Source organism: Chthoniobacter flavus Ellin428 (genome assembly GCF_000173075.1).
Lineage (GTDB): Bacteria > Verrucomicrobiota > Verrucomicrobiia > Chthoniobacterales > Chthoniobacteraceae > Chthoniobacter > Chthoniobacter flavus.
Genome location: NZ_ABVL01000002.1, coordinates 289,732 through 303,195 on the forward strand (window position 1 = coordinate 289,732; position 13,464 = coordinate 303,195).

Genomic DNA, 13,464 nt, shown 5'->3' on the forward strand with positions numbered 1-13,464 from the left:
CGTTCGGTCGCGAAAAGCGCACGTCACAGGCATTTCTCCAACAAGCGTTCCCACGCCCTAAGCATGGCTTCGCGATGCTCGCGCGGATCGATGCCCGGCTGCGCGGTTTCTCCCGGCGTATTCTTCAGCGCAAACAGCCAATCGGCCACTTGCTCCGCTTGCCCGGGCGCAAAGACACCGGCGTGCGGGAGCGAGCCGAGCTTCCGCGCGATCGCGCCATCGATCGGCCCGACCCATAGAATCGGCCGCGGCAGACTGAGGATCAGCCCCAGTTTGCTCGGCCAGAGCATGCCTTGCGCGGCGGGCAATTGCGTGACCGCCAGCACCTGGCCGCGACGCAACGCATCAGGCAACTCCGCCTCATCCACGTAGCCTTTCCATTCGCACTGCTGCAGGCCGATTTCCGCGGCACGCGCTTCCGCCGCTGGTCGCGATGGTCCTCCGCCTTGAAACAACAGCCGAATACCCGCCCCGCGCTTTTCGAGGATCTCCTGTGCGGCGAGCAGGGTCTCCCACTCGTGCGCCCGACCCAGATTGCCGGAATAAATCCACGTCCACGGCTCCATGGGTTCCGCCGTCGCGCGTTGCGCCTGGGCGATGACCGGCGCGAAAACCCAAACGCCGATGACCTCCGGGCTCACGCCATACCGGCGCACGCGGTCGGCCATGTCTTCATCCAATACGACCACGGCCCGGGCCCGGCGATACGCCCAGCCCATCGCCTTGCCGATCATCTTCGCCAGCAATCCTTCGCGAATCTCACCCAGCGACACCGCGATCTCCGGATACAGATCCATGATCCAGTGCACCGATTTCGCCCGATGCCAGAACGCCACCAATGTAGCCACCAGCAGCAGGCACGGCGGTGAACTGGCCGAAATGACGACATCCGGGCGCGGCCGGCGAATCCCATCGAGTAACATGCGTCCGAGCGCCTTCGCCTCGCGCAACATCCGCCCGCCTTTGCGTTGCCCGGCCCGGTAATCCTGCCGCGCCGCGACGAAGTCGACGGCATGCCCGGCGGCCTGCAGGCGGTCCGCCAATTCGCGGAGCAGAACTCCGGTCGGGGCCGGGTCGGGTGGAAAGTATTGATTCAGGAATAGAATGCGCACGAGTGATCTCCGCGAAAATTCCTTACCGGGTGGATGCTTGTGCCTCAAACCGTTTCGCCATCACCACCGGATTTCCCCACTCCAAAGCTCCGGCAGCAGGATGGAGAGAGAGATGTCCGTTACCACAAAGTTTTTTCCCACTCGCTCAAAACTTTGCGTGGCCCGGCCACACAAAACACAAGGTTTGCCCTATATACATGGGCAAAACCTTGTGTTTTTGTGGCACAAGGTCTTGGGGCTAACACAAGGGTTTTAGCACAAGGTTTCAAACGTTGTGATGAATCTATTTTCATCTTTTCGTTTCTGTTCTTCCCCGTCGCCACGGGAAAGTGATCTTCCCATTCGACCGAATGAACCAGCCGGTCTCCCATTTTGGCTCCAGAAATCCGCAATAATGCGATACGTAGGGCCCACAGCCATGGAACCGGGTTGAGGAAAGACAATCATTTTACGCCCTCCACAGGGCTTCAAACCACCGAGGACGTCCCCTCTGAAAGCTTCCGGTGTTATAATTGCGCGATTGCATGATTTACGTAGCCCTCTTCTGAGGGCGGTGGCATATCTGGTGCTATCTCAAAGTCAAAAAAATCGGCGGAGCGATAGCTTTTTGATTTGAAACATTGAATTTACTGATCCGTTTTTCAGATCGCAGCAGTCGAGTGATCGGCGGCGGCGTTCACCTAACCCACTCTCTCTCAATCTCATGCGCCTGACCGCGGAACAAATCGCTTCTTTTCACGAGGACGGGTTCCTCGTCCTGCAGGATTGGTTCACTCCGGACGAAGTCGACCTGCTTCGGACCGAGACTTATCACGAGTTCGGCAACGACCAACCCGGTCGCATCCTGGAAAAAAATGGCGCCGTCCGGACCGTCTTCGCCGCGCACAAGAGCAACGACGTCTTTTCCCGGCTCACCCGCCTGCAAAAAATGGCCGAGCCTGCCGCCCAATTGCTCGGCGACGAGGTCTACGTGCACCAGTTCAAGATCAACGCCAAGCTTGGCCTCGACGGCGACCAGTGGGAGTGGCATCAGGACTATCTCTATTGGCTGAAAGAAGACGCCATGCCGACGCCGAATGTGCTCAGCGCCGTGGTCTTCCTCAATACCGTCGACGATTTCAACGGACCGCTGTTGCTCATTCCCGGCTCGCAGAAGATGGGCACCATCGATCTCGACGTGGAAAAGAAATACCAGCAACTCGACGTCGCGGAATCATGGAAGCCCACCCTCACCGCCGATCTGAAATACAAGATCAGCAAACGCACGCTCATCCGCGCGCTGGAAAATAGCCGCATCGTCGCCGCCAAGGGCACGCCCGGCTTTGTCGTCTTTTTCCACGGCAATACGCTCCACGCCTCCGCCGGCAATCTCTCGCCGGTCGATCGCCTGAGCGTCTTCATTTCCTACAACACCGTGGCCAACGCTCTCCAGCCCATCGCCAATCCGCGCCCGACTTTCATCTCCGAGCGCGATTTTACCCCGATCGCCGCCCTGCCCGACGACGCCCTGCTGGCGCCGCGGAATGGTCACTCTTCGCCGCAACGCGAACAACTCGCATCACTCGCCGGCTGACGCCCTGCCGCCCATGATTTCCACGACGAGTGTTCGCGCCGATGGCCCTCTCTCGCTCGCGCAGCAACGCCTTTGGTTTCTCGAGCGATTCGAGCGCGACGCCCAGGTGCACCAGAGCACCTGGCAGATCCATCTCGGCCATTTGGATGTCGACCGCTTTCGCGCCGCGCTGGAGACGGTCGTCGCCCGGCACGAAATTCTGCGCACGACTTTTCCCGAGGTAGACGGCCAACCGGTCGCCCGCATCCATCCGCCGCGTGCGGTGGAATGCCCGGTGATCGAAGCCGGGAGCCACAACCCGGCGGAGCGTCCGCATTTCAATCTCAGCACCGGCCCGCTTTTCATGGCGCGCCTGCTCGCGTCCGGGGAGAACGACTACACGCTGCTCTGGGATGCGCATCACATCATCTTCGATCGCGAATCGATCCTCGTCCTCATTCACCATCTCGACGGCGCCTATCGCGAGGAATTCCCGGAGGTGACTTTTCGCTTCGCGGATTTCGTGCAGCACGAGCAGGAGCTTTTGCAGAGCCCTGAAGCCGAAACACGGCTCGCCTTTTGGAAAGACAAGCTGGCCGCCCCGCAAGCCACGCTCCAGTTGCCGCTGGAGCGTCCGCGCCCGGCGGTGCAGACCTTCGTGAGTGGCGAGCGCCAGCTCGAGATGCGCCACGCCGTGGAGCCGGTGGAAGCTTTTGCCCGCGAACGCGGAGTCAGCCCCGTGGTCGTGCTGCTGACGGCGTATCTCGTTTTGCTGCATCGGCACACCCACCAGACGGACCTCACGATCGGCCTGCCGAATGCCAACCGCTACGACCGTGAGACGATGAACCTCATCGGCCCGATCGATATCGCGGAAGCCTTTCGCGCCGATCTCAGCGGAGAAATCACCGCCGCGCAGTTGCTCGATCGCGTGGTCGCCGGACTCGGCGCCGTGCAGGAGCAGAGCGGGTTGCCCTTCGAGCGCATTCTCGAGGCCGTCCAACCGGAGCGCAATCTCAGCTATCACCCGCTCTTCCAGACGAGCTTCGAAGTCTATCAGCGCTCCGACTGGTGGATCGATTTTCAGGACGCGCGCAACTGTCTATTCACGCCGAAGCACGGCACGGTCGCGCAGGATCTTTCCCTGCTCATCCAGGTCGAGCCCGAGCGTTTCGAGTGCACGCTCCATTATAATAGCGACCTCTTCACCCCGGCGGTGATCGAGCGCATGCTGGAGCACTATCAGCAGTTGCTGGCCGGCATGGTGAATAGCCCGGACTCGTCGATCGCCACGCTGCCGATGCTCAACGTGCTGGAGCGCGAGCAACTACTTACCGAATGGAACGCGACCGATTTCAAACACGACACCAGCACCTTCCTGCATCGGCGTTTCGAGCTCTGGGCCCAGGGGGCGCCGGACGAAACGGCGGTGATTTTCGGCGAGGAATCGCTGACCTACGACGCGCTGAACCGCCGCGCCAATCAGCTCGCGCATCATCTGCGCGCCGCGGGCGTCGGTCCGGAAATGCGCGTGGGGATCAGCATGCATCGCTCATTCGAGATGCTCGTCGCCGTGCTCGGTGTCCTGAAGACCGGCGCCGGTTACGTGCCGCTCGATCCCGCGGTGCCTGCCGAACGGCTGCATTACATGATCGAGGATGCGCAGCTGGCCTCGATCTTGACGCAGGAACGCTTTGTCGAGACGCTCACTCCGCACGGCATCCTCCTGCTCGCGGTGGATACTGATTGGGGAAAAATCGCCACGCAACCGGAGACCAATCTCGATGCGCCGGACTTCAAGGATTCGCCGGTCTACATCACCTACACCTCCGGTTCCACGGGCAAGCCCAAGGGCATCCTCATGACGCAGCGTCCGCTGCTCAATCTGCTCGGCTGGATGCTGCGCACCACGAAGCTGCCGCCCCTGGCGCGCACGCTGCAGTTTGCCTCGTTGTCCTTCGACGTTTCCTTTCAGGATATCTTCTCCACCTGGCTGAGCGGCGGCACGCTCGTGCTCATCACTGAAGCCCAGCGGCAGGACCTCGCCGGGCTCGCGGGACTGCTCGATCGTTACGGGGTGCATCGGCTTTTCCTTCCCGCGGTCGCGTTGCAACAGCTCGCCGAGGGTTTCTGCAACAGCAATCTCGCCTGCGCGAATCTCCGCAAGGTCATCTCGGGCTCGGAGCAATTGCTCATCACCGATTCCGTGCGGCAGATGTTTACCCGGCTCAAGGAGTGCCGCTTGCACAATGAGTATGGTCCCTCGGAAGCGCACGTCGTCACCGAGTTGAAGATGCCGGATGATCCCGCGACGTGGGTGGTGCGGCCGGCGGTCGGCAAGCCGATCGACAACACGCAAATGTACATCCTCGATCGCACCGGCCAACCCGTGCCGATCGGGGTGATCGGCGAGTTGCACATTGGCGGCGTCTGCCTCGCCCGCGGCTATCTCGGACGCGAGGAACTGACCGCGGAAAAGTTCATCCACAATCCCTTCAGCATGCAGTGCAACATGCGCATGTATCGCACCGGGGATCAGGCCCGCTGGCTGGCCAATGGCGACATCGAATTCGTCGGGCGCGTGGATCACCAAATCAAGATTCGCGGCTACCGCGTGGAGCCGAATGACGTCGAAGCCGCGCTGGAAAAGCACGAGCAGGTGCGCGAGGCCTTCGTCATGGCCCGCGAATTCGGCCCCGGCGACAAGCGGCTCGTCGCCTATCTCGGCACCGATCCGGCGAATGCACCGGGCGTGAGCGAACTGCGCGCCTTCCTTGCCACCAAGCTGCCGGAATACATGATCCCGAGCGCCTTCGTGTTGCTCGAGAAGCTGCCCCTCAATGCCAACGGCAAGGTCGACCGCAAGGCCCTGCCCGCGCCGGACAGCGCGCGGCCCGAGCTGGCCACGGCTTTCATCGCGCCGCAGGGGGCACTGGAAGAATTCATCGGCACGCAGTGGCGGGATTTGCTGCGCCTGAATCGTGTCGGTTCGCGTGACAATTTTTTTGATCTCGGCGGCAACTCCGTGATGATCGTGCAAATTCATCATCGCCTGAAACAGCATCTTCACCGAGACATTCCTCTCATCGCCCTTTTCCAATATCCCACCATCGACACGCTCGCGCAGTTCCTCGGCGCGCAGGACACGCGCGCGACCGCGCAGCAGCAGGGCGTCCTCGATCGTGCCGCCCGGCAACGCGCCGCATTCGCGCAACGCCGCGCCCCCGCCACTCACCGATGAGCGACGCTGACGCCCCCCCCAACCTGGAAGGAATTGCCCTGATCGGCCTGGCCGGCCGTTTCCCGGGCGCCCGCAATGCGCGGGAACTATGGAAGAATCTTGCCGGAGGCCTGGAATCCGTCGCGCACTTTTCCGAAAAGGAATTGCGCGCTTCCGGCATTCCCGAAGACCTCACCCGCAATGCGGACTATGTGCCCACGCGGGCCACGCTGGATGACGCGGATAAATTCGACGCCTCATTCTTCGGCTTCACTCCGCGCGATGCGGAGCTGACCGATCCGCAGCATCGCGTCTTCCTCGAGTGCTCGTGGCACGCGCTGGAGGATGCGGCCATCGATCCCGAGCGTTACAAGGGCAGCATCGGCGTCTTCGCCGGCGCGAGCCTCAATACCTACTTGCTCGACAACATCGCCTCGCATCGCGAGCAGCTCGCCGATTTCGTCGCGCAGTTTCAGGCCGATGGCTACCCGCTGCTCATCGGCAGCGACAAGGATTACCTCACCACGCGGGTGAGCTATAAGCTCGACCTGCGCGGCCCGAGCGTGACGGTCCAGACCGCGTGCAGCACTTCGCTCGTCGCGGTGGTGCAGGCAGTGAATGCGCTGCTCAGCTATCAATGCGACGCCGCGCTGGCCGGCGGCGTATCGATCACCTTCCCGCAAGCGCGCGGCCATCTTTTCCAGGATGGCGCGATCCTCAGCAAGGACGGGCATTGCCGCGCCTTCGACGCGGATGCGACGGGCACCGTTTTCGGTCACGGCTGCGGCGTGGTCGTCTTGAAGCGGCTCGCCGATGCTGTTGCCGATCACGATCACATTTACGCGGTCATCAAAGGCGCGGCGCTGAACAACGACGGCGCGGGCAAGGTCAGCTACATGGCGCCGAGCGTGGATGGGCAGGCCGAGGTCATCTCGCTGGCCCACGCGCTGGCGGGCGTCAGCGCGGAGACCATCGATTACGTCGAAGCTCACGGCACCGCCACGCCGCTCGGCGATCCGATCGAAGTCGCCGCGCTCACCCAAGCTTTCCGCGCGACGACCGACAAACGCGGCTTCTGCCATCTCGGCACGGTGAAGAGTAACTTCGGCCATCTCGAAGCGGCTGCCGGTGTCACGGGTCTCATCAAGACAGCATTGGCCATCGAGAACGCGCAGATTCCGGCCAGCCTCCATTTCCAGCATCCGAATCCGCAGATCGATTTCGTCAACAGCCCCTTCGAGGTCGTCACCCGGCTGACAACATGGGAGCGCAAGGAGCATCCGCGCCGCGCGGGGGTGAGTTCGTTCGGCGTCGGCGGCACGAATGCGCACGTCGTCGTCGAAGAAGCGCCTTCCGCACCCTCGGATGAAATCGTCTCCGATGGGCCGCAACTCCTCGTTCTCTCCGCGAAGACGCGTTACGCGTTGGAGGAAGCCACCACCCAGCTCGGCCAGTATCTAAAAGCGCATCCGCAGGTCGCGCTCGCGGATGTCGCCTTCACCTTGCAGATGGGCCGTCGCGCTTTCGAGCATCGGCGCTTTGTCATCGCGAATAAAACCGCCGAGGCCTCGAAGCTCCTGCTGCGCCGCGATCGGCAGGCTCTCTACACCAGCCCGCTGCCCGGCAAACCCGCCGACCTTGCGCCGGCGGAAGTCTCCACCAACAAGCTCGCCGCCATCGGCTGGAAATGGCTCCACGGTGAGCCCGTCGATTTCGCCGCCTTGCATGAAGGCACTTCCACGCGCCGCATTTCGCTGCCCGGCTACGTCTTCGAAAAGAAACGTTTTTGGATCGAGCCAGATCGCTCGACACCGGCAGCACCCGTCGCCGCTCCCGTCGCGACGGCGCAACCGGCAGCGGCTGCCGCCGCCGTGGAGGAACCGGTCGCTCCCGTCATCCTGTCTCCGCTGGACGACCTGAAGGCCTTCCTCAAGGACCAATCGGGCATCGATCTCGCCGCCGCCACACCGACGACCAGCCTGCTCGAACTGGGTTTCGATTCCCTTTTCCTCACGCAGATCGCCATCGCGCTCCAGCGCCGCTATGGCCTGCGCATCACGCTGCGCCAATTGCTCGGCGAACTCGCCGATCTCGGTCCCCTCGCCGCTTACCTCGAAGCCAATCGCAGCAAGACACCAACCGCCACCCCGGAAGCTCCTGCCGCGGCCGCCGCGCTCACTTCGGGAATGCCCAGTGCACCCGCGCAGCACGGCCCTTTCCGGCCGCTGCAAAAAGGATCTCGGGCGGGGGTGCTTTCCAAAACTCAGCAGACCTGGCTGGAACGATTTCATCCGCCGCTACAACGCGCGCACCGGCTTCTCCAAAAAGCACACGCAGGAGCATCGTGCCCACTTCGCCGACCCGCGCGCAGTCGCCGGCTTCAAGCAGGTCTGGAAGGAGATGGTCTATCCCATTGTCGTCAATCGCTCCCAAGGCGCGCACCTCTGGGACGTCGACGGCAACGATTACGTCGACACCACGCAAGGCTTCGGTCTCGCCCTCTTCGGCCACCAACCGGCGTTTGCCACGCAGGCCATCGCCGAGCAGATGAAGCACGGCATGGAAATCGGCCCGAGCCACCCGCTCGCTGGCGAGGTCGCCGCGCTGCTCTGCGAAATCACCGGACACGAACGGGCGACCTTCTGCAACACGGGTTCGGAAGCGGTGCTCGGCGCGATTCGTATCGCCCGCACGGTCACCGGCCGTAATAAGATCGCCCTCTTCGCCGGTGCTTATCACGGCATCAACGATGAAGCGCTCGTTCGTCCACTGGTCGTAAACGGCGAATGGCGCACCGCACCGATTGCTCCCGGCATCATCCAGGATGCCGTCGAAAACGTTCTCGTCCTCGACTATGGCAATCCGGAGTCGCTCGACATCCTCCGCCGCCACGCGGACGACCTCGCCGCCGTGCTCGTGGAGCCCGTGCAGAGCCGCCGTCCCGACCTGCAACCGCGCGAGTTCCTCCATCAACTGCGTGCGCTGACCACGGAGTGCGGCATCGCCATGATCATGGACGAAGTCATCACCGGCTTCCGCTGCCATCCCGGCGGCGCGCAGGCGCTCTTCGGGGTGAAAGGCGACATCGCCACTTACGGCAAGATCATCGGTGGCGGTCTGCCCATCGGCGCGATCACCGGTCGCGCGGAGTATATGGACGCCTTCGACGGCGGTAGCTGGCAGTTCGGCGACGATTCCTATCCCACCGCGGGTGTCACCTTCTTCGCCGGCACTTTCGTGCGCCATCCGCTGACCCTCGCCGCGGCCAAGGCGGTGCTGTTGCATCTCAAGGAGCACGGGGTCGCCCTGCAAAACGAACTCGCCGAGCGCACCGCGGGCATGATCCGCGAGATCGCGCCATCACTCGAGGGCACGCCTTTTGAGCTGCCGAATTTCGCGTCGGTCTTTTTCGTCCGCGCCCACGACTTCAAGTATTCCGGTCTCCTCTACGCGCTGCTCCGCTATCGCGGCATCCACATCTGGGAAGGCCGCCCGTGCTTCCTCGGCACCGCCCATACCGACGAGGACGTAGCGAAGATCGTCACCGCGTTCAAGGAAAGCCTCGCCGAGCTGAAATCCGCCGGCTTCTTCGGCGCGACGGCTGCGGCCGCGGCCGACGAAATGCTGCCGATCACCGATGCGCAGCGGGAAATCTGGATCGCCTCGCAGCTCAGCCCGGAAGCCAGCGCTTCGTTCAACGAAACCTGCGCGCTGCATCTCCACGGCAAACTCGATTTCGCCGCCATGCGCCGCGCGATCGATGAAGTCATTCGCCGGCACGACGCGCTGCGCTCCAGCTTCCGTCTCTCCGATGGCGCGCAGAAATTCGCCGCTTCGCTGCAGCTTTCCGTCCCGCTGATCGATCTCTCTTCGCTTCCTGAAGATCAGCGCCGCGCCAAAGTCGAAGCCCTGCGCTTCGCCGAGGGCGCCCGCCAGTTCGATCTCGTGCACGGCCCGCTGGTCGCCTGGCAGATCATCAAGCTCGCCCCCGAGGAGTCGCTCCTCATCTTCACCGCGCATCACATCGCCTGCGACGGCTGGTCCTACGACATCATCCTTCGCGAGCTCTCCCATATCTATACGAACTCGGCGCACACCCTGCCGCCCGCGCGACAGTTTGCCGATTACGTGCGCACCGAGGCCATTGCCGCGCCGGGCGCCGACCGCCTCGCTGCCGAGGCCTACTGGCGCAAACTCTACAGCACTGTCCCACCGGTGCTCGATCTTCCCGTCACCTATACACGTGTCGCACGCCGCACGTGGTCGGGAGCCCGGCATGAAATCACGCTCCCGCCGGAGACAAAGCGTGAGCTGTCGAAATTCGGCGCGCAGCATGGCGCCACGCTTTTTGCCGTCCTGCTCGCGGCTTTCAATGCGCTGCTCTATCGCCTGAGCGGCGCCACGGACCTCGTCGTGGGCATTCCCGCTGCGGGACAAAACAACGTCGAGGGCGGCACCGATCTCGTCGGCCACTGCGCGAATCTCCTGCCGTTGCGCACGCGGGTCGACGGCTCGAAACCGTTCGCCGAATTGCTCGGCGACGTGCGCCTCAGCGTCCTCGATGCGTTCGAGCACCAGCAATTCACCTTCGGCCGTCTCCTCGCCGAACTCCCCATCCCGCGCGACCCGAGCCGTGTCCCGCTCGTGCCGGTCATCTTCAATCTCGATCCGCAGCTCAGCGACATCCATTTCACCGGCCTGACGCACGACATCGAGCTCAACCCGCGCCGCCACTACCAGTTCGACCTCGGCTTCAACCTCGTCGACGAACCCGCCGGCATCCGCGTGGAGTGCGATTACAATTCCGACCTCTTCGACGACGCCACCATCCTCCGGTGGCTGAACGAATACGCCGTGCTGTTGCGTTCGCTGCCGCAGGAAACGAGCACGCCGCTTTCCAACATCGAGCTCCTCAACAAGGACGCTCGCACGCAGGTGCTCGCCTGGGGGCGCGGTGCGCAGACGCCCTACCCGGCGCACCTCACCGTCCACGTTCTCTTCGAACGCCGCGCGGCGGAAACGCCCAAGGCGATTGCCCTGGTCGATGGCGATCACCAAATCACCTACGGCGAACTCGAGGCCTGCGCGAACCAGTATGCCAACTACCTGCGCAAACAAGGTCTTGGCGAAGGCGCGTATGTTGGGCTCTTTGCCAATCGCTACTGGCAGTTCGTCGCCGCCACGCTCGGCATCCTGAAAATCGGTGCGGCCTTCGTGCCGCTCGACCCTCGCGATCCGCCTGCCCGCACCGCTGCGTTGCGCAAGCATCTCGACGGTATGATCGAGGACAAACTCGACGTCTCCGCCGAATCGAAGGAGCGCGGCTCCGAAGCCGGCAAGCCGACTGGCCCGGCGTATGTCATGTTCACCTCGGGTTCAACCGGCGAACCCAAGGGCGTGGTCATTCCGCACCAGGGCGTCACGCGCCTGGTCTGCGCGACTGATCACGCGACCTTCGACAACAAAACGGTGATGATGCAGGGCTCTAACCTCTGCTTCGATGCCTCGACCTTCGAGCTGTGGGGCTCGTTGCTCCATGGCGGCAAGCTCGTCTTCACCCGCACCGACACGCTGCTCGATCACGACGATCTCGCCGCGCACATCGCCCGAAACGGGATCAACACGCTCTTCCTCACCACCTCGCTCTTCAATCAGCACGCACGGCAGGCGCCCGGCATGTTCGCCGGCCTGCGTTGCGTGGTCTTCGGTGGCGAGGCCGCGGATCCCTCGATGATCAATCGCGTGCTCGAGCACGGCCGCCCGCTGCAACTGGTCAATGGCTACGGCCCGACGGAGACAACCACCTTCGCCGTCTGCCATCAGATCAAGAATCCCGCGCCGAGCGTGCCGATCGGCCGTCCGATCTCGAATACCGACGTCTTCATCCTCGACGAGCAGCGCCAGCCCGTGCCGCCCGGGGTGACCGGGGAGATCTACATCGGCGGTCCCGGCGTTGCCATCGGCTATCTGCATCGCCCGGAATTCACGGCCGAGCGTTTCATCGAAACGGAGTTCGGACGGCTCTATCGCACGGGTGATTACGGTCGCTGGCTGAGCAACGGGACCATCGATTACCAAGGCCGCATCGATCAGCAGTTCAAGCTGCGCGGCTTCCGCATCGAGCCCGCGGAAATCGAAGCGCAATTGCGCCTGCATCCCGCCGTCGCGCAGTGCGCCGTGGTGCCGAAACCCAGCCCATCTGGGGAAAAGGTGCCCGTCGCTTATCTCGTCCGCCGCCCGGAAAGCGCGGCGATTCCCGATGCCGATTTCCGCCAGTATCTCGTCCAGAATCTACCGCCGCCATTCGTCCCGTATCAATGGTTCTGGATGGATTCCCTGCCGCTGACTTCCAACGGCAAGCTCGACCAACGCGCGCTCCCCGAGCCCACGGTCGAGGCCAAGCCGATGCGCCAGTACGTGCCGCCGCAAAACAGCGTGCACGCCCATCTCATCGAGATCTGGGAGGAAGTGCTCAACCGCAAGCCCATCGGCATCCGCGATGATTTCTTCGATCTCGGCGGGCACTCGCTGCTCGCGGCAAAGATCATTGCGCTCATCCAGGAGCGCCTTGGCCATCGCCTGAGCTTCGGCGAATTCTTCAGCAACCCGACCATCGAGAAGCACGCGCTCGGCCTTATCGGCACGCAGAGTCCGGCGCGGCAGACCCACTCCGTGGTCATCAATCCCGAGGGAAAGAAGACGCCGGTCTTTTTCTTCCACGGCGATTTTGTCGGCGGTGGCTTCTTCTGCAAGACGCTGGCCAGCGTCATCGGCGCGGACCGTCCCTTCTACGCGCTGCACCCACATGGTCTGCAAGGCGATGAAGTGCCTCTGACTATCGAGGCCATGGCCGCGGATCGTGTAAAACTGATCCGCGAAATTCAGCCACACGGCCCCTACATTCTCGGCGGCTATTGCAATGGCTCACTCACCGCTTATCACGCCGCCCGCCTGCTCCGCGCCGCCGGCGAACCGGTCTCCGTGTTGCTCATGCTGAACTCGGATGGCAGCAACGTCCGCTTCCGCTGGCTGAAACGCCTCACCGGCGTCACCAGTGCCCTTCGCGGCGAAGACGAGGCCACGACGCTGCAGCGCTTCCTCCATACGCGTCGCCGTCTGCGCGACCGCGAGGACATGGGGCGTTTCTACCTCCATGCCGCAGCGGATCTGATCAAGCATCCGTCCCGGGAAAAGGCCGCGCCCTTCGTCCGCCGTGCGGGGCGTCTCATCGGCATCAAATCTGAAAAGTTACCGCTCGGAAACAATGGCCACTCCACCCCCGACATCGGTGCGGCCATTCCGCGTGGACCATTGAGCAAGCCCTACGCGGACGCTTGCCGCACCTTCATCCCCGCGGAATACGATTCCCCGGTCGTCCTGCTCTGGCCGAAGGACGAAAAGCCACGCACCGACCGTGGCCCCGTCGCCGGCTGGGAGAAAATTTGCACCAAAGTGCAGGTCGTCGAGGTTCCCGGCCACCACCACAGCTGCATTTCGCAGAACTCGAATGTCGTGATGGTGGGTGAGGCCATGAAAAAAGCCATTCAACAGTCCGAAAGTCTGCTTAAGTGAAATTGCTG

At 63.1% G+C, this 13,464-nt stretch carries 4 protein-coding genes and 2 pseudogenes; 5 read left to right on the forward strand and 1 reads right to left on the reverse strand.

Going from position 1 to position 13,464, the window contains the following annotated elements; all coding sequences use genetic code 11:
- Positions 1–23 precede the first annotated feature (23 nt).
- Positions 24–1,112, reverse strand: a complete 1,089-nt coding sequence (locus tag CFE428DRAFT_RS04110) for a glycosyltransferase family 4 protein (protein WP_006978184.1) — start codon at positions 1,110–1,112, stop codon at positions 24–26.
- A 703-nt stretch (positions 1,113–1,815) separates the two neighbouring features.
- Here CFE428DRAFT_RS04110 and CFE428DRAFT_RS04115 point away from each other — a divergent pair.
- From CFE428DRAFT_RS04115 to CFE428DRAFT_RS04130, 5 genes and pseudogenes are all read left to right on the forward strand, one after another.
- Positions 1,816–2,685 (forward strand): phytanoyl-CoA dioxygenase family protein, encoded by an 870-nt coding sequence (locus CFE428DRAFT_RS04115; RefSeq protein ID WP_006978185.1) that lies wholly within the window; start codon positions 1,816–1,818, stop codon positions 2,683–2,685.
- 13 nt (positions 2,686–2,698) lie between these two features.
- Positions 2,699–5,905: a non-ribosomal peptide synthetase gene (locus CFE428DRAFT_RS04120; RefSeq protein WP_049975533.1), complete on the forward strand. Its 3,207-nt coding sequence runs from the start codon at positions 2,699–2,701 to the stop codon at positions 5,903–5,905.
- Positions 5,902–7,494: pseudogene (locus tag CFE428DRAFT_RS39510) on the forward strand (polyketide synthase); the annotation flags it as partial. The gene CFE428DRAFT_RS04120 and the pseudogene CFE428DRAFT_RS39510, both read left to right, overlap by 4 nt.
- A gap of 261 nt (positions 7,495–7,755) precedes the next feature.
- Positions 7,756–7,986 (forward strand): annotated as a pseudogene (locus CFE428DRAFT_RS40905) (acyl carrier protein); the annotation flags it as partial.
- A gap of 298 nt (positions 7,987–8,284) precedes the next feature.
- Positions 8,285–13,456 (forward strand): non-ribosomal peptide synthetase, encoded by a 5,172-nt coding sequence (locus CFE428DRAFT_RS04130; protein ID WP_162145226.1) that lies wholly within the window; start codon positions 8,285–8,287, stop codon positions 13,454–13,456.
- Positions 13,457–13,464: the final 8 nt, after the last annotated feature.

What these genes read in the sequence shown, in the direction of transcription:
- CFE428DRAFT_RS04115 (WP_006978185.1), top strand. Translation starts at nt 1,816, where the DNA reads ATGCGCCTGACCGCGGAACAAATCGCTTCTTTTCACGAGGACGGGTTC.
- CFE428DRAFT_RS04120 (WP_049975533.1), top strand. Translation starts at nt 2,699, where the DNA reads ATGATTTCCACGACGAGTGTTCGCGCCGATGGCCCTCTCTCGCTCGCG.
- CFE428DRAFT_RS04130 (WP_162145226.1), top strand. Translation starts at nt 8,285, where the DNA reads ATGGTCTATCCCATTGTCGTCAATCGCTCCCAAGGCGCGCACCTCTGG.